The following is a 17,083-nucleotide window of genomic DNA, read 5'->3' on the forward strand; positions in this document are numbered from 1 at the left end:
GCGATGCTGGAGGTGCCTCGTGACCAGCGCGGGTGATCCGGCCGCCGTCGACAACAGCGATCTGGACGCCGTGTTCGCGGAGACGGTGCGCCGAACCGGCGCGTCCATCGGCGCCCTGTATCTGCTCACGCCGGATGAGCGGCTGCTGCGTCTGGAGGTGCTGTGCGGGGCACCGTCCGAATTCGCCGAGCCGTGGGCGAGGATACCGATGGCGGCTCCGGCACCCGTTGCCGTCGCGGTCCGTGAGAACCGCCTGGTATGGGTGGGCAGCCAGGAGGAGATGGTTCACGCCTATCCGCGCACCGCGGTGGTGCTTCCCTACCCGCTGGCCATGGTCGCCGCGCCGGTGACCGGCGCCCGGCGGTGGGGAGCGTTGCTCCTCATGTGGCCGGCCACTCGCCCGCCGTACATGACCGGGCGGGAGCGGGGGAACATCGCGTCGAGCTGCCGGCGTCTGGCCCGGCTGCTGGAGGAAGCCGTCGCGCACGGAAAGTCCCCGTCCGGCGACGACCGGCCTCGCGTCGTGCCCGCCGAGCGCCGGCCCGCGAGCCCGGCGATGGCCGCCGCCGACTTCGCGGAGCGCCTGCCCGGCGGAAGCTGCGCGCTGAACCTCGAGGGCCGGTTCACCTACCTCAGTTCCGGCGCCTGTGACCTGCTGGACTGTGAAGCCGGCCGACTGCTGGGCACCCTGCCGTGGCAGTCGTTGCGCTGGCTGGACGATCCCACCTACGAGGACCGCTACCGAGCGGCGGTGATCAGCCGCGAGCCCGTCTCGTTCACCGCGTGCCGCCCACCGGACCGATGGCTGGACTTCCATCTCTTCCCGGACGCCAGCGGCATCAGCGTCCGCATCGTTCCCAGCGGCGCACAGCCCCTGCCGTCCCCGGCGCCCGGCCGCTCCACGCGTACCGTCACACCGGCCGGCGTGGGCCCGTTGTACCAACTCACGCACCTGGCCGCGGGACTGACCGAAGTCGTCGGAGTCCAGGACGTCATCGCCCTGATCGCCGACCAGATCATGCCCGCCTTCGGCGCCCAGGGCCTGGTCGTCTCGACCGCCGAGGCCGGCCGACTGCGGATCACCGGCTACCGCGGCTACGCCCCCCACATCATCGAGCGCCTCGACGTACTGCCTCTCGACACCGACTTCACCCCGGCCGGGCATGCCATCGCCAGCGGCATCCCCGCGTTCTTCGCCGACCCGGAGGAGATGCGCCGCATCTACCCGGAGGCCCAGCAGGTCAGTGGGAAGCAGGCGTGGGCCTTCCTGCCCCTGATCATCTCCGGCAGACCCGTCGGCTGCTGCGTCCTGTCCTACGACCAACCTCACGCGTTCCCGGCCGAGGAACGCGCCGTCCTCGCGTCGCTCGCCGGGCTCGTCGCCCAGGCCCTCGACCGCGCCCGCCTCTACGACGCCAAGCACGAGCTCGCCCACGGCCTTCAGCAGGCACTGCTGCCGCGCGCCCTTCCCCGGGTCGACGGTCTGCGCGTAGCCGCCCGCTATCTGCCCGCGACCCGGGGCATGGACATCGGCGGAGACTTCTACGACCTGATCCGCCTCGGTGACACGGCCGCCGCGGCCGTCATCGGCGACGTCCAGGGACACAACGTCGCCGCTGCCGCCCTGATGGGCCAGGTACGCACCGGCGTCTACGCGCACGCGACCCTCGGCACGCCCCCCGACCAGGTCCTCGCCCGCACCAACCGGCTCCTCACCGACCTGGCCCCAGAGCTCTTCACCAGCTGCCTCTACGCCCACTTCGACTTCGCCCGCCGACGCGTGTGCCTGGCCAGCGCCGGACACCCGCCGCCCCTGCTGCGGCTGCCCGACCGTGTCACCCGGCTCGCCGTCGTCCCGCCCGGACCACTCCTGGGGATCGACCCCGACGCCGAGTTTCCGCTGACCGAGATCCCGCTGACCCCGGGCCTGATGCTCGCCTTCTACACCGACGGTCTCGTCGAAACACCCGGGGTCGATCTCGACGACTCCCTTGCCGGCCTCGCGCACCACCTCGCCCAAGCCGACGAGCGCGACCTGGACCTGCTCATCGACGACCTGCTCAGCAAGTCCGGCACAGCCGGGCAACGCACCGACGACGTCGCGATCCTGGTGCTGCACGACGGATCCTGAACCGCCGACCGGACCGGACAGGATCAGGCACGCTTCGGCCGGCCTCCCCCGGGAACTCGCCGATCCGAAGGCCTCCTATGTGAGAGAGGTGTCCTCACATGTCCAATCCACAGCAGCCAGAACAGCGACGCAGCCAAAAAGGCGGCGGCACGCCGCAGCAGAGCGGCGAACTGAAGGCGCGGCAGACCGGACCGAAGGACGGCCGTGCCCACGGCACGGACAAGGGAGAACAAGGGCGGTGGGAAAGGTGGCGGGGTGCCGCCGGACCAGCAGCCCGAGCACCCGTCGTCCTAAGCGCCGTCTCGGCGCCCGTCTTCGGGGGTCCGCGCGGTGATCAGTGCCTGTTCCAGAGCGGCGCGGACCTCGTCGGACAACTCCCCGTCGTGGACCCAGTCCACGATCTGTTCGGAGACCTGCCGCAGTTTGATGTTGGTGTGCTGCGATATGTCCCGCAGCACTTGGAACCCCTGGTCGGACCGTAGGCCGCCAAGGCCGATGACCACACCGATCGCATGGTCGATCACGGCGTGAGAGACGATGGCCTCCTGCAGCTGGCCGATCTCCGTCTGCAACTCGGTGATCTTGTCCAGGAGACTTTCCCGTCCCGGGGCCGGGTGCCCTCCGGTCCGTACGGGGGCGCCGTTCAGCGGCTTGTCCATCGTGATCACATCCCAGGTCCCGGGTCTCCCGCCCGGGTTGTCGATGCCGGAGCCGAATGGTGAGGACGACACTTCGACTATTACCCCAGGAAGCCGATCGTGCGCATCCGGTCCCAACCTGGGGCCCATGACCGCGACGAGGCCTCGTTACGGGTAACTGCGACCGGAGGAACCTCGCGAACGGGGGCTGCTGATCGCGCCTCCGTCGTTCTCCGCTCAGGGGGGTGCCTGATCCTTGCCGTCAGCGCTTCGCCTCGACGACGGCGCCCGGGTGCATGTCGCGGGTGACCAGGGCTTGGACGGTCTCGGTGAGGCGGAGCCGCCGCTGCTTCGCGTAGGCGGTGAGCAGGTGTGAGGCTTCGGCGATGGTGGTGTCCGCGTACTGCGCGATCATGCCCTTGGCGATCTCCAGGGTGGCCTTGGAGGCGATCGCGCTCTGCACGCGGGTGATGACGTCGTCGGCCCGGCCGGGCTCGGTGGACCAGTGCATCAGGGCCAGCGCAGCGGAGTCCGCGAGAGCCTGCGCCACATGGACGTCGTCCGGAGCGAGAGGGCCCAACTGTCGGCGCAGCAGGGTGAGAACGCCCAGGGGGCGCCGGCGCAGCCGGACCGGGATCGCCTGCAGGGAGCCGTAGCCGGCTTCGATCATGGTGGCGACCAGATGCGGCCAGTGAGCTTGTTCGGCGGCGATGTCGGGGACACTCACCGGTTCTCCGATGCGGTAACTGTCCATGCAGGGACCGTGGCCGCTCTGCAACTGCAGCAGTTCGGTGACGGCGGCTTCCTCGTCGGTCGATGCCATCGTCCTCAGACCGCCTCGCGCGTCGGCGATCATGACGGCCGCGTCGATGTCCAGCAGGTCATGGCAGGCGTGGACGAGGCTGTCGAAGAGGTGCAGTGGGTCGAACTCCGCGGCGTAGGTGTCCGACAGGGCGAGGAAAGCCTGCGCCAGCTGTCGCTCGCGGTTCATGGTCGCCTCCCCGGCGCTGTTGTTACGGGTACCGGCACGGGTGCCGGCCGCTCAGTCATCGCGGAGGTCCATGGTGCGCTCGATGATCGCCCGGGCCACTTCGGTGGCGGTGCGGCCCTGGGTGAATGCCCGCGCACGCAGACGTAGCAGCGCTTCCTCGGCGCTCACGCCCAGCTGCATCATGATCATCCCGGTGGCCTGATGCACCTCCTCCCGGTCGGATTCGGCTCCTGACAGCCACGTTACGACTCCTTCGAAGTCCGGGGAAGCCTGATCAAGAGCCAGCACCGCCAGGGTGACCGCGTCGGCGACCAGCAGCATGGTCCGCACATGATCGCTGCTCAGCGACCCCGGAGTGTCGCGATACAGGTCGAGTGTGCCCAGCGCGCTCCCGGCGCCCGTCAGTGGTGCCGAGAAGACGGCGCGTGCCCCCGCCTTGACGGCTTGAACGGAGAACAGCGGCCAGCGGTCGGCATCGGGAGTGCGGGCCAGATCGGTCGCCAGCACGGGCGCGGACAGCCGGACCGCCTCCCGGCACGGTCCCTCGCCGAGCGTGTACTGGAGCTCCGCCAGCTGTGTGGAGACGTCGTTGCTGGCGCACAGCACGACTCCGGTGTCCGGGTTGTCCCCGAGGACCGACACCGAGACCCCCAGGCCCGCGGGAAGCAGCCCGACACAGGCTCGGCACAGCGCGTCCGGCACCTCCTGCGGCGGCAGTCCGCGCACGCCGGCGATGAGCCGTTGAGCGATGCGGGCACGCTCGATGTCCGTCTCTCCCTCGGCGTCTCCGCCCCCCAGCAGATCGTCGCCGGACATGACCTTCACCTCCCCGCAGTCACTCCGCGCAAACGGCCTCAACCGATCCTGGCACAAGTGACCACCCATGGTCGCGAACCTGCCCCGGGCGACCTGTGGTCCCGGCAGGTGAGGCCTCGACGGGGCCTGCGACCGGCGGCATTGCGGTCAGCGTCCGCGCTCGGGTCACAGGTGTGGGCCGAGCACCTCGGGTCCACGCGAGCCGTGAAACAGGTGGAGGCAGGCGGCAGCCGATGCGGCCCGCCCTTTCACAGAGGAGACCCGCGTCCGGTTCGGGCCGCCATCAAAAGGACGTCGGTGAGCCGTCCGCTCAGAGCCAGTCCCGCCGCTTGAAAATCACGTACAAACTCACACAGACGACCCCCATCAACCCGATCGCGAAGGGATATCCGAAGCTCCAGCCCAACTCCGGCATGTGGTCGAAGTTCATGCCGTAGATAGTTCCTACGAGTGTGGGAGCAAAGAGAATGGCCGCCCAGCTCGAGATCTTCTTGATCTCCTCGTTCTGTTCGAAGCCCGCTTCCGCCAGCGCCCGCATCTCCGCGTTCTGCTGCTGGGTGACGAGGGTCGCGTTGACCGTGAGGATGTCGGCGAGGGCCTGGCGGAAGCCGTCGACTCGTTCGCTGGTGTGGGTGACGTGGTCGGCGACGTCACGCAGGTAGCGTTGCAGTTCCTCGTCCGTGCCGTACTTCGTGAAGCCGGCCATCAAGGCGTGCAGCATGCCGACCAGGGGGCGGGTGGCGCGCTGGAACTCGACCATTTCGCGGGAGAGTTCGTAGATGCGGCGGGAGACCTCCGGGTCGCCGCGGAAGACCTCCGTCTCGATCTCGTCGATGTCGTTCTGGACGCCCGAGACGACCGGCGCGTAGCCGTCGACCACCGTGTCCAGGATGGCGTAGAGGACGGCCTCGGGGCCCAGACTCAGCAGCTCCGGTGTCCCCTCCATGCGGTGACGGACCGCCGAGAGGTCGGGGGCCGCCCCGTGCCTCACCGTGATCACGAAGTCCGGGCCCACGAACACGTGCAGCTCGCCGAAGTCGACCTCTTCGGGCGCGTCCAGATAGCGGGCCGCGCGGAGCACCACGAAGAGCGTGTCGCCGTAGCGCTCCAGCTTCGGGCGCTGGTGGGCCTCCATCGCGTCCTCGACGGACAGTGGATGCAGGTCGAACTCCGCGGCCAGGGACAGCAGTTCGCTCTCCGTGGGACGGGCCAGGCCGATCCAGGCCATTCCGGACGGCTGTTCGCGCAGTTCGCGGAAGGTGTCCCCGAGCGTCGCGGGGGAGGAGACGCGCACGCCGTCGCGGTAGAGGGCCGCCTGGACGATGCTCGGCGGCTCGGCCGTCTCGGGGGCGGGTGGTTCGGCGGCGGGCGCCGGAGCCGGCGGCGGGGCGGAAGGCGGGGTCAGGGCACGGCGCCAGGCGGACTTCCTGGAACCCTTGGCGGCGGAGCTCTTCGCGGCGGGGCGGGCGCGTCGCTCGGACATCGTGGCTGCCTCTCGCTCTCGGGTCGAGCCGATGTCGGCGTGATCACGGAGCAGGGTATACGGGGCAAATGACATCGTAGGGGGGAGGCGTCACTGAATTCGTCACTGAGTTTCGGTGAGAGTTGCGGACAGAGCGTGTCCGCAAGCGCCTCTAGCGTGTCGGGTATGACCAAGACGACCGCGTCGGCCCCCGTGCTCAGCCCCCGCGCCCTCAATCGCGCGACCCTCGACCGGCAGCTGCTCCTGCGCCGGTCCGGCCTGTCCGCGAGGGCCGCCGTCGGACATCTGCTCGGACTCCAGGCCCAGAACGTCAAGCCGCCGTACTACGCGCTCGCCGCCCGCCTCGACGGATTCGCCCCCGAGGAGCTGTCGCAGCTGATGGCCGACCGCGAGGTCGTCCGGATCGTCACCATGCGCTCGACCATCCACACCCACACCGCCGAGGACTGCCGCACCCTGCGGCCCCTGGTGCAGCCCGCTCGCGACCGCGAACTCATCAACTTCCGCAAGGGACTCCAGGGCGTCGACCTCGACCGCCTCGCCGTCCTCGCCCGGGAACTCGTCGAGGCCGAGCCGCGCACCATGAAGCAGCTGCGCGAGGCACTCCTCGCCGAGTGGCCGGACGCCGACCCGCAGGCCCTCGCCATCGCCGCCCGCTGCAAGCTCCCCCTCGTCCAGGTCACCCCGCGCGGACTCTGGGGGAGAAGCGGCCAGGTCGCGCTCACCACGGCAGAGCACTGGCTCGGCCGCCCCACCGAGGCCGTCCCGGCCGGGCCCACCCACCCCGAGCCCACCTCCACCCCCACCCCCGACACCACCGTCCTGCGGTACCTCGCCGCCTTCGGCCCCGCCTCCGTCAAGGACATGCAGACCTGGGCCGGACTCACCCGCCTGCGCGACGCCTTCGAGCGGCTCCGCCCCCAGTTGCGCGTCTTCCGCGACGAGAACGGCGTCGAGCTCTTCGACCTGCCCGACGCGTCCCGGCCCGCCGAGGACACGCCCGCCCCGCCCCGTTTCCTGCCGGAGTTCGACAACCTGCTGCTCTCCCACGCCGACCGCACCCGCGTGGTGCCCAAGGAGTACTGGGGCCGCAGCTGGCAGGGCAACCAGGCCTACTGCACGTTCCTCGTCGACGGCTTCCTCGCGGGCGTCTGGAGGCTCACCGAGGACGCGCTCGTCGTCGAACCCTTCGACCGGCTCACCAAGGCTCAGCAGAAGGACGTCACAGCCGAGGGGGAGCGGATGCTCGCCACGCTGCACCGGGGGACGCCGTACGACATCCGGTTCGGGGCCGTCGTAGGGAAGTGACCCGCCGAAGGGGATCGCTCAGTCCGCCCGCCCCGTCACCGCCACCGTCAGCCCCAGCCCGATCATCGTGAACCCGCCCGCGCCGCCGATCATCGCAAGGCGGCGGTCGATGGGGGTCCCCCCGGTTCGAGCGAAGCCGAGAACTGGGGGAGGGCGAACCAGGTACGGGCGGCCGACGCGGTCAGGCCCCACAGGGTGTCGGTGACCAGGCCGATGGTGATGGGCACCAGGCCGAGCAGGAGCATCTGCGCCGGGACATGGCCAGCCGAGTGGTCCACGAACTGGGGGAGCACGGCCGCGAAGAAGACGATGCCCTTGGGGTTGGTGACGCCGACGAGGGCGCCGTCGAGCACCGTCCGCAGATCGCCGCGCGCCGGCCCCGCGGACCGGGAGGTGATCGCCGACGCCTTCAACTCGCCCCGGTGGCGGAAGGCCTGCACACCGAGGAGGACGAGATACGCGGCGCCCGCCAGTTTCACCGCCAGGTAGACGGTCACCGAGCGCTCCACCAGCGAGCCGATCCCGACCGCGACCGCCACGACCAGCAGGTAGGAACCGAAGACGTTGCCGAGCGCCGTCGCCACCGCGGTACGCCTGCCGTGTGCGAGGGCCCGGCCGATGACGAACAGCACGCTGGGCCCCGGGATGACGATGACCAGCAGGGACATCGCGGCGAAGGCGAGGACACGGTCCGTGGACACCATGGCGGTCACTACAGCACGGATCGCACACATGGACAGGGGGCGCTGCGGGCCGCTCGTGGTGGCCCGCAACGCCCCCGGTTTCTCACCTGAGCGAGGCTCAGGAGAACCTCTGGGGACCTACGAGTTGACCTGCGTGGTCACGAGGCTGGAGAAGGTGGTCAGCCGGGTGTAGACACCCGGGTAACCGGCCTCCGCGCAACCCTCTCCCCAGGAAGTGATACCTGCCAGGACGCCCCCGATGAGCAGGGGACCGCCGCTGTCGCCCTGGCAGGTGTCTACGCCGCCGGATGTGTATCCGGCGCAAACCATGTCGCTCGCGACGAAGTCGGAGCCGTAGGAACTGGCACAGCTGGAGTTGGACACGATCGGCACGGTCGCGGTCCGCAGCTGGTTGGAGGAGCTGCCGCTCTCCGAGGTGGTGCCCCAGCCGACGATGCGGGCCGTGGTGCCGGCCGCGTACACGCCGGTCTGGGACGAGGAGACGTAGGACGCCGTGGTGTACGGCATCGACGTCGACAGCGTCAGCACGGCCACGTCGTCGCCGTTGGTGGCGTCGGTGTAGTCCGGGTTGATCCAGATCTTGCTGACCCGGCTGACCGTGCCGTTGGTGCCGTTGAGGTAGGTGCGGCCGCCGACGACTCTCACACTGCTGGTCGACTCTCCGACCATGCAGTGGGCCGCGGTGACGACCTTGGTCGCGGAGACCAGGGTCCCGCCGCAGAACTGGTTCTGCGAGGCGTCCGTGATCTGCATCATGAACGGGTACGAGGTCGTGGTCGTCGTCGTACCGCCGACGATGGGCTGGGGAGCGGCGACGGCGGTGGGGGCGCCGAACAACGCGGTGGCGGCGGCAGCGGCGATCGCCAGGGTGCCGCCGGTGGCCTTTCTCGCACGGGTGAGACCGAACATCAGTGAGTCTCCTCAGGGTTGCCGGTGGGGGACGCGCGGGTGTGGGGGAGTACACGGGGGTCGCGGGACCGACCCCCGTATGCCCGGGCGAGCGGCATGTTCATAAGCTAGAACGCGGAAGTTCCCCTTCCCAATGAGGGAACCCCCTAGGGGAGTTGGGCAGGGAAAACCCTCGGTCCGCCCTGGAGAGAGCTCTTCTGACGGCCCGTCGGCTACGGTCGGCGCCCCGCCGCCAGCCGGACGATGTCCACCCGGGAGCGGATCCCGAGCTTGCGGTAGACCCGGGTGAGGGTCGCCTCGACCGTCTTCACGCTGATGAACAGCCGTGCGGCTATCTCCCGGTTGGTGGCGCCCTCCATGACGAGCGCGGCCACCTGACGCTCCATCGAGGCCAGCCCTTCGAGCCCCTGGAGCCCTTCCAGACCGTCCGGCGCGGCGGTGGGCGCGGGCTCCGGCTCCGTCGGCCGGGCCAGCGCGGCCGCCTCCACCTGGCGCAGCCAGGGCAGCGCCCGGCAGCGCCTGAAGAGCCGGGCCGCCTCGTCGTACGACGTCGGCCCCGGCCGCCGGGTGCGCAGCTGGGCCAGGGCGAAGGCGGCGCGCGCCTCCTCCAGGCCGTGGCCCAGCTTGGCGAGACGATCCTGCACGGACGTCAACTGGACCAGCGCCGCCTCGTGTTCACCGCGCGCCGCCCGCACCAGTGCCTCGGCCCGGTCCAGTACGGCGAGCACGCTCTCCCGGCCCAGCCGGAGCGCGTTCACCCGCGTCACGTCGATGACGTCCTGCGCCTCACCGGTCTCCCCGATGCGTACGAGGGCCTCGGCGAGGTCGCCCTGCCAGCGGCCGCGCGCCGGGTCCGTGATGCCGAGCCCGTGCTCCAGCTCGCGCACCCGGCGCAGCGAACGCACCGCGCCCTGCGCGTCCCCGGCGACGAGCTGCGCGTACCCGAGGGCGGTCAGGCCCCGGGACTCGTACATCTGGTCGCCGTTCTCCTCGGCGTGGTCGACCGCCTCCCGGGCGAGTTCGAGCGCCCGCTCGACCTGGCCGCCCGAGGCCTCCGCGAGGGAGGCGAGCACGGCCGAGGCCACCTCGCCGATCCCGGTGTCCCGGGCCATCATCAGGCTCTCCCGGGCCAGGTCGAGCGCGCGCCCGCAGTGCCCCGAGCGCAGTTCGGTCTCGGCCAGCCCGCGCAGGAAGTGCACCTCGCTCTCGACCGAACCGCGCCGCCGCACCTCACGCAGCAGCGCGGTGACCGTCGCGCGGGCCTCGGGCAGCTGGTCGCTCATGATCAGCCAGCGGAAGCGGGAGTACCCGGCGCCGTTGTGATGGCTGGACACCCGCGGGTCCTGGGGCTCCTTCAGGGCGCGCTTGATGGTCGCGGGGGCGTCCGGATGGCCCATGAGGGTCTCCAGCTGGGCCTGGAAGGACAGCGCCATCAGTTCGTTGTAGCGGTCGCCGGCCCGCGCGGCCAGGGCGGCCGAGTGCGCGGCCTCCCCGCGGGCCTCGACGAAGTCGCCCTCGACGAGCAGGGCCCGCCAGGCCAGCTGGTAGCGGATCAGGGCGAGCAGTTCGGGGTCGTCGCCCGCGTCGGCCAGCGCCTGCGGGAAGACCGCGTCGACCTCCGTCATGGCGTGACCCGCGGTGTCGATCACGATGATCCAGGCCCGCACCCGGTCCGCGGGCACGGTGGCGCGGCTGAGCACGTCCCGGGCGATGTCCCGGGCCAGGTCCAGCTCACCGGCGGTGATCGCGTCCTCGGCCGCCGCGAGCCGCCGTACGTCAGGGGCGGGCACACTGTCGGCCGGGGTGTGCCGGGCCGACAGCAGCCCGAGGGAGGCGGCCATCGAGGGTGCGCCGCGGTCCCGGGCCAGGGTCGCGGCCTCGGCGAGCCGGGCGGCCACCTCGGGGTCAGTGCCGACGGTCGCGAGGGCGAGATGGCGGGCCCGCTCGATCGGGTCGGAGGCGGCCGTGGACAGCGCCCGGTGCGCGTCCCGCCGGTCCTGCGCGGGCGCTTCCGCGTACAGCGCGGCCGAGATCAGCGGATGCGCGAACCGTACGGCGGGACCCTCGGCCTCCGTCGCGAGCAGGCCCAGCGCGGCCGCCTGCGCCATCTCCGCCTCGGCGTCCCTGCGGCCGGCCGCGTGCAGCAGGGCCGGGGTGGGACGGGCGCCCGCGCTCGCCACCAGGAGGGTGCGGCGGGCCTCCTCGGACAGCATCTCCAGACGGCTGAGTACCAGGGCCCGCAGCGAGGTGGGCACCGGCAGCGGCTCACCGGGGCGGGACGGGGTCGGGTTCTCGGTGAGCGCGCGGCCGAGTTCCAGGGCGTAGAACGGGTTGCCGCCGCTGGTGCGGTGGATGTCCCGGACGGTGGAGCGCTGCAGGCCGGTGTAGCCGCGGTGGTCGAGCAGCGCGGCCACCTGGGCGCGGGTGAGCGGGTTGAAGCGGACGGCGAGACTGTCCGGCGGCAACGCGCGTAGATGCCGGTCGTACTCGGGACCGTCGGTCCGGACCGCGCACAGCATCCGGACGGGGATGTCACCGAGCCTGCGGGCGGCGAAGCCGAGCAGCTCCAGGCTCGCGGGGTCCAGCCACTGGACGTCGTCGGCGACGACCAGGACGGGGCCCTCGGCGGCGAGGGCGCGCAGCGCCGAGAGCACGGCCAGGCGCAGGGCGAGGCCGTCGCGCTGGAGGGTGGACTCGCCGCGTCCGGTCAGCGCCGACTCGAGGGCGGTGCGCTGGGCGGCGGGCAGCTTGTCGGAGACGTCGTCGAGGACCAGACCGAAGAGGTCGGCCAGGGCCAGGAAGGGGAGATGGGATTCCGACTCGGTGGACGAGCAGCGCAACACGGTGTGGGCCGCTTCGCCGTATTCGGCGGCCAGGGCCCGTAGGACGGTCGACTTTCCAATTCCGGCCGGGCCGTGCAGGAGCACGCTGCCGCCGCGGGCCAGCTGCTCACGGGCCTGTCCGAACAGCTCGTCCCGGCCTATGACCAGGTCAGGGCGGCATCTCGCGGGCTCCTGGAAGTCGCGTGGCACGGTCACCGCTCCCCTCCCTGGGTCGTGTCCTGGCCAATATTAGGCAAGGTGCTTTGAAATTCGGCGGGAAGACGTGGTGAGGGAAATAACAACCGGTTCCGCATGGAAAAATTCAAAGCACCCGCGAATGAATGAGATGTCTACGAATGTTACGGGAGGAGCCGGGTTGTCACGGGAGCAGTCCCGCCCGGCGTGCGGCGACCACCGCCTCTCCACGGGTCCTGGCGCCGAGTTTCCGCATGGCCGACCGCAGGTACGCCTTCACGGTCTCGGCTCCCACGCCCAGCCTGCCCGCCGCCGCGGCGTTCGTCGCCCCGGCCGCCACGCAGGCCAGGACGTCCAGCTCGCGGGGCGCGAGAGCGATGCCCTTGGAGGTCACGGCATCCGGGGTCAGGAGCGCGCAGGCGTCGAGCAGGTCGGCCCGCAGCGCCGGGTCGCCGATCCGCGGGGCCAGCGCCCGCAGCGCCGCGTGCGCCTCCCGGACCTGCTCCCACGTGGCGGAGTCGGCACGCCGCGGCGTGGCCCGCACCGCCACCAGCACGTCCCGCGCCTCGTCATCGACGACCAGCGCCTGCTCCACGTCCCGCGCCGCGTCCACCGCCGCCGTCAGCATGCGGTCGCCGAGCGGCCGGGCGTCCCGCAGAGCGCCGTACAGCACGCCCCGCACCCGGCGCCGTACGACCACCGGCACGGCCAGCACCGAGCGCAGCCCCTCGGCGGCGACGGGGGCGTCGTACTCATGGCTGATCTGCCGGGACATGGAGTAGTCCGCCACGGCGCACGGGCGGGCCAGCGCGACCGCCTTGCCGCCCAGGCCGTTGCCCGAGGTCACCGCGAGCGCGAGGAGCGAGGTGGTGCCCGTACCGCTCAGCTCGCTGATCCGGATCCGCGACCGGTCGGGCTCGACCAGACCGCCGAAGGCGACCGGAAGCCCCGTCGTGCGCCGCAGCCGCACGAGTGCCCGCCGGATCTCGACCGCTCCGCCCGCGTTCACTGACACCTGCTCGTCCCTTCGCTGCGGCACACACCCCCGTTCGGGGGTAGTGAGACCTGCATCACGGATTACACGATGGCAGAGAGCCGCCCGGCAATGGTCCGGCACCAAGGAGGACGCAAGATGACGGCTACGGAGGACTTCCGCGGGGCGCGGGACTTCCTGCTCCAGCACCGCGAGGACTACGCGACGGCGTACGAGGGCTTCGTCTGGCCCCGCCCGCAGCACTTCAACTGGGCGCTCGACTGGTTCGACGTCATCGCCGAGGGCAACGACCGCACGGCCCTGCACATCGTCGAGGAGGACGGCGGCGAGATCCGTCTCTCCTTCGCCGAGATGGCCGAACGGTCCAACCGGGTCGCCAACCTGCTGCGCGAGCGCGGGGTGGAGGCCGAGGACCGGATCCTGGTCATGCTGGGCAACCAGGCGGAACTGTGGGAGACGGCCCTCGCCGCCATGAAGCTGCGTGCCGTCGTCATCCCGGCGACCCCGCTGCTCGGCCCCGCCGACCTGCGCGACCGCGTCGAGCGCGGCCGGGTGCGGCACGTCCTGGTGCGGGCCGAGGACACCGGCAAGTTCGACGAGGTGCCCGGCGACTACACGCGCACCGCCGTCGGCGGCGTACCGGAGGGCTGGCAGCCGTACGAGGACGCCTACACCGCCTCCGAGGAGTTCCTGCCCGACGGGCCGACCCTCGCCGACGACCCGCTGATGCTGTACTTCACCTCCGGGACGACAGCCCACCCCAAGCTCGTCGAGCACACCCACACCTCGTACCCGATCGGGCACCTGGCGACCATGTACTGGATCGGCCTGAGGCCCGGTGACGTGCATCTGAACATCTCCTCGCCGGGCTGGGCCAAGCACGCCTGGTCCAACCTGTTCGCGCCGTGGAACGCCGAGGCGACCGTCTTCATCCACAACTACACGCGCTTCGACGCGGGCCGTCTGATGTCCGAGATGGACCGGGCGGGGGTCACGACCTTCTGCGCACCGCCGACCGTGTGGCGCATGCTCATCCAGGCCGACCTGACCCAGCTGCGCCGAAAGCCGCGCGAGGTGGTGGCCGCGGGCGAGCCGCTGAACCCCGAGGTCATCGAGCAGGTCCGACGGGCCTGGGGCATCACCATCCGGGACGGCTTCGGCCAGACCGAGACGGCCGTCCAGGTCTCCAACAGCCCCGGGCAGGTGCTGAAGACCGGTTCCATGGGCCGTCCGAGCCCCGGCTACAAGGTGGAGCTCCTCGACCCGGTGTCCGGCGCGCCCGGCGCGGCCGAGGGCGAGATCGCGCTGGACCTGTCGGCCCGGCCTGTCGGCCTGATGACCGGCTACCACGGCGACCCGGACCGCACGGCGGAGGCGATGGCGGGCGGCTACTACCGGACCGGCGACGTGGCGTCGAGGGACGAGGAGGGGTACCTGACCTACATCGGGCGCAGCGACGACGTCTTCAAGGCCTCCGACTACAAGATCAGCCCCTTCGAGCTGGAGAGCGCGCTCCTCGAACACGAGGCGGTGGCCGAGGCGGCCGTCGTGCCCGCGCCCGACGAGCTGCGGCTCGCGGTCCCGAAGGCGTACGTCGTGCTGGTGGAGGGCTGGGAGCCCGGTCCCGACACGGCCAAGGTGCTGTTCGAGCACTCCCGGGAGTCGCTGGCGCCGTACAAGCGGATCCGGCGGCTGGAGTTCGCGGAGCTGCCCAAGACGGTGTCCGGCAAGATCCGGCGGATCGAACTGCGTGAGGCGACGGCGGCGGGGTCGGACGCCGAGTACCGCGAGGAGGACTTCCGGTGAACTCGTACACGCACGGCGTGAGCACGACGGAGCTGCTCGGCGACACCGTCGGCGACAACCTGGACCGGGCCGTGGCCGCCTGGCCGGAGCGCGAGGCGCTCGTCGACGTGCCGTCCGGACGGCGGTGGACGTACGCCCGGTTCGGCGCCGAGGTCGACGAGTTGGCGTCCGCGCTCCTCGCCTCGGGGGTGACCAAGGGTGACCGGGTGGGCATCTGGGCGGTCAACTGCCCCGAGTGGGTGCTGGTCCAGTACGCCACCGCCCGCATCGGCGCGGTCATGGTCAACATCAACCCGGCGTACCGCACCCACGAGGTCGAGTACGTCCTCAACCAGGCGGGGATCTCCCTGCTGTTCGCCTCGCTCAGCCACAAGAGCAGCGACTACCGGGCGATGGTCGACGAAGTGCGCGGCAGGTGCCGGGAGTTGCGGGAGGTCGTGTACTTCGGCCATCCGAGCTGGGGGGAGTTGCTGGGGCGCGGCGGCGGCCGTGACGCGGCGTACCCGGAACTGTCCTGCGACGACCCGATCAACATCCAGTACACCTCGGGCACGACGGGCTTCCCCAAGGGGGCCACCCTCTCCCACCACAACATCCTCAACAACGGTTACTTCGTCGGTGAGTTGATCGCCTACAGCGAGCAGGACCGGGTCTGCGTCCCGGTGCCCTTCTACCACTGCTTCGGCATGGTGATGGGCAACCTGGCGGCCACCTCGCACGGCGCCTGCGTGGTCATCCCGGCCCCGTCCTTCGACCCGGCGGCGACCCTGCGCGCGGTCCAGCAGGAGCGCTGCACCTCGCTGTACGGCGTTCCGACCATGTTCATCGCGGAGTTGAACCTCCCCGACTTCGCGACGTACGACCTCTCCTCCCTGCGCACCGGCATCATGGCGGGCTCGCCCTGCCCGGTGGAGGTGATGAAGCGGGTGGTCGCCGAGATGCACATGGCGGAGGTGTCCATCTGCTACGGCATGACGGAGACGTCCCCGGTGTCCCTGCAGACCCGCAGGGACGACGACCTCGAGCACCGCACCGGCACGGCCGGCCGCGTCCTGCCGCACATCGAGGTCAAGGTCGTCGACCCGGCGACCGGGGTCACCCAACCCCGGGGTTCGACAGGCGAGTTGTGTACCCGGGGCTACAGCGTGATGCTCGGCTACTGGGACGAGCCCGGGAAGACGGCGGAGGCCGTGGACGCCGGACGCTGGATGCACACCGGTGACCTGGCGGTGATGCGCGAGGACGGCTACGTCGAGATCGTCGGCCGCATCAAGGACATGATCATCCGGGGCGGCGAGAACATCTACCCGCGCGAGATCGAGGAGTTCCTCTACGGCCACCCGAAGATCGCGGACGTCCAGGTCGTCGGGGTGCCTCATGAGCGCTACGGCGAGGAGGTGCTGGCCTGCGTCATTCCACGGGACCCGGCGAACCCGCCGACCCTGGAGGACCTCCGCGGCTTCTGCGAGGGCCGGCTGGCGCACTACAAGATCCCGAGCCGGCTGAAGATCCTCGACGCCTTCCCGATGACGGTGTCGGGCAAGGTGCGCAAGGTGGAGCTGCGGGAGACGTACGCGCAGGAGTGACCCCCGCCGACGGGTGCCGCGCAGGCCGCGCGCCTGGGGGTGGTTCCGGCCGGCTGGGTCGGGTGCGGCCGCCGGCGGCTTGTGGGCCGACCTCGGTGGTCGCCCTCGGCGTGGTGGAATCGCCGGCCGCCCCCGCAGGCCTCGTGTGCCGCATGCCCGGCGGTGGTCTCGGCCGGCGGGGCCGGGTGCGGCCACTGCAGGCTGCAAGTCGGCATCGGGGGTGCACCCGGTGTGGCGGAATGGGCGGCTGCATGCGGCAGCCGGGACCGGAGGTCTCGCGTGGCGCATTGCCCGGCGGCTCTTCTGGCGGGCTGGCTGGGTGTGGCCATGGGCCTGTATCCGGCATGGGTGGCCGCACCGGCCGTGGGTCGGGCCGCAGGCCTCACAGGCCATGCGCCTGGGGGCGGTTGTGGCGGGTTGGCCGGGTGTGGCCGCCACTGGCTTGTAGGCCGGCGTCGGTGGGCGCACGCGGTGTGGCGGATTCGGTGGCTGCACGCGGCAGGCTGGACCGCAGGCCTCGCGTGCCGCTGTTGGGGCGGGCTGGATGGTGCGGCTGCCGCTGGGCGCTCGTCGGCGTCGGTGGGCGCACCCGGCGTGGTGGAATCGGTGGCCGCGGCCGGTAGGTCGGGCCGCGCTTTGCTCGGGGCCCTGGTCGAGTTCTTCCTGTTCATCGGGGCCGCTGCCGGGGGTTCGGGTGTGG

At 71.3% G+C, this 17,083-nt stretch carries 11 protein-coding genes and 1 pseudogene; 4 read left to right on the forward strand and 8 right to left on the reverse strand.

Going from position 1 to position 17,083, the window contains the following annotated elements; genetic code table 11:
* Nucleotides 1-19: 19 nt before the first annotated feature.
* On the forward strand, nt 20-2,131 hold the full coding sequence (locus BFN33_RS32705; RefSeq protein ID WP_069763785.1) for a SpoIIE family protein phosphatase: 2,112 nt from the start codon (nt 20-22) through the stop codon (nt 2,129-2,131).
* Between the two features lie 290 nt (nt 2,132-2,421).
* On the opposite strand, the gene BFN33_RS32710 is transcribed toward BFN33_RS32705, so the two are convergent.
* The 4 genes from BFN33_RS32710 to BFN33_RS32725 form a co-directional block, all read right to left on the reverse strand.
* Nucleotides 2,422-2,862 carry an ANTAR domain-containing protein gene (locus tag BFN33_RS32710; RefSeq protein WP_370743334.1) on the reverse strand — a complete coding sequence of 147 codons (441 nt, stop codon included), beginning with the start codon at nt 2,860-2,862 and terminating at the stop codon, nt 2,422-2,424.
* A gap of 169 nt (nt 2,863-3,031) precedes the next feature.
* Nucleotides 3,032-3,760: a GAF and ANTAR domain-containing protein gene (locus tag BFN33_RS32715; protein WP_069763786.1), complete on the reverse strand. Its 729-nt coding sequence runs from the start codon at nt 3,758-3,760 to the stop codon at nt 3,032-3,034.
* 51 nt (nt 3,761-3,811) lie between these two features.
* Complete coding sequence (locus BFN33_RS32720; protein ID WP_069763844.1) at nt 3,812-4,576, reverse strand: GAF and ANTAR domain-containing protein; 765 nt, start codon at nt 4,574-4,576, stop codon at nt 3,812-3,814.
* 310 nt (nt 4,577-4,886) lie between these two features.
* Entirely contained in the window at nt 4,887-6,059 is a 1,173-nt protein-coding gene (locus BFN33_RS32725; protein ID WP_176742516.1) for a magnesium and cobalt transport protein CorA, read from the reverse strand.
* Nucleotides 6,060-6,224: 165 nt separating this feature from the next.
* On the opposite strand from BFN33_RS32725, the gene BFN33_RS32730 reads away from it, so the two are divergent.
* Nucleotides 6,225-7,367, forward strand: a complete 1,143-nt coding sequence (locus tag BFN33_RS32730; protein ID WP_069763787.1) for a winged helix DNA-binding domain-containing protein — start codon at nt 6,225-6,227, stop codon at nt 7,365-7,367.
* 18 nt (nt 7,368-7,385) lie between these two features.
* Here BFN33_RS32730 and BFN33_RS32735 read toward each other — a convergent pair.
* The 4 genes and pseudogenes from BFN33_RS32735 to BFN33_RS32750 form a co-directional block, all read right to left on the reverse strand.
* Nucleotides 7,386-8,071 (reverse strand): annotated as a pseudogene (locus BFN33_RS32735) (LysE family translocator).
* Between the two features lie 117 nt (nt 8,072-8,188).
* A complete protein-coding gene (locus BFN33_RS32740) occupies nt 8,189-8,980 on the reverse strand; it encodes a trypsin-like serine protease (RefSeq protein WP_069763788.1) in 792 nt (263 codons plus the stop codon).
* Between the two features lie 212 nt (nt 8,981-9,192).
* Nucleotides 9,193-12,018, reverse strand: coding sequence for a LuxR family transcriptional regulator (locus tag BFN33_RS32745; protein WP_069763789.1), 2,826 nt, complete (start codon nt 12,016-12,018; stop codon nt 9,193-9,195).
* Nucleotides 12,019-12,181: 163 nt separating this feature from the next.
* The gene (locus BFN33_RS32750; protein ID WP_370743335.1) at nt 12,182-13,006 is read right to left on the reverse strand and encodes a response regulator transcription factor; all 825 of its coding nucleotides are present in this window, start codon (nt 13,004-13,006) and stop codon (nt 12,182-12,184) included.
* Nucleotides 13,007-13,129: 123 nt separating this feature from the next.
* Here BFN33_RS32750 and BFN33_RS32755 point away from each other — a divergent pair, with 123 nt between their 5' ends.
* Both BFN33_RS32755 and BFN33_RS32760 read left to right on the forward strand, forming a co-directional pair.
* A complete protein-coding gene (locus BFN33_RS32755; RefSeq protein ID WP_069763791.1) occupies nt 13,130-14,797 on the forward strand; it encodes an AMP-binding protein in 1,668 nt (555 codons plus the stop codon).
* A complete protein-coding gene (locus BFN33_RS32760) occupies nt 14,794-16,383 on the forward strand; it encodes an AMP-binding protein (RefSeq protein ID WP_069763792.1) in 1,590 nt (529 codons plus the stop codon). Before BFN33_RS32755 ends, BFN33_RS32760 begins: the two co-directional genes overlap by 4 nt.
* Nucleotides 16,384-17,083: the final 700 nt, after the last annotated feature.

It is taken from the genome of Streptomyces sp. LUP47B (assembly GCF_001746295.1).
Taxonomy (GTDB): domain Bacteria; phylum Actinomycetota; class Actinomycetes; order Streptomycetales; family Streptomycetaceae; genus Streptomyces.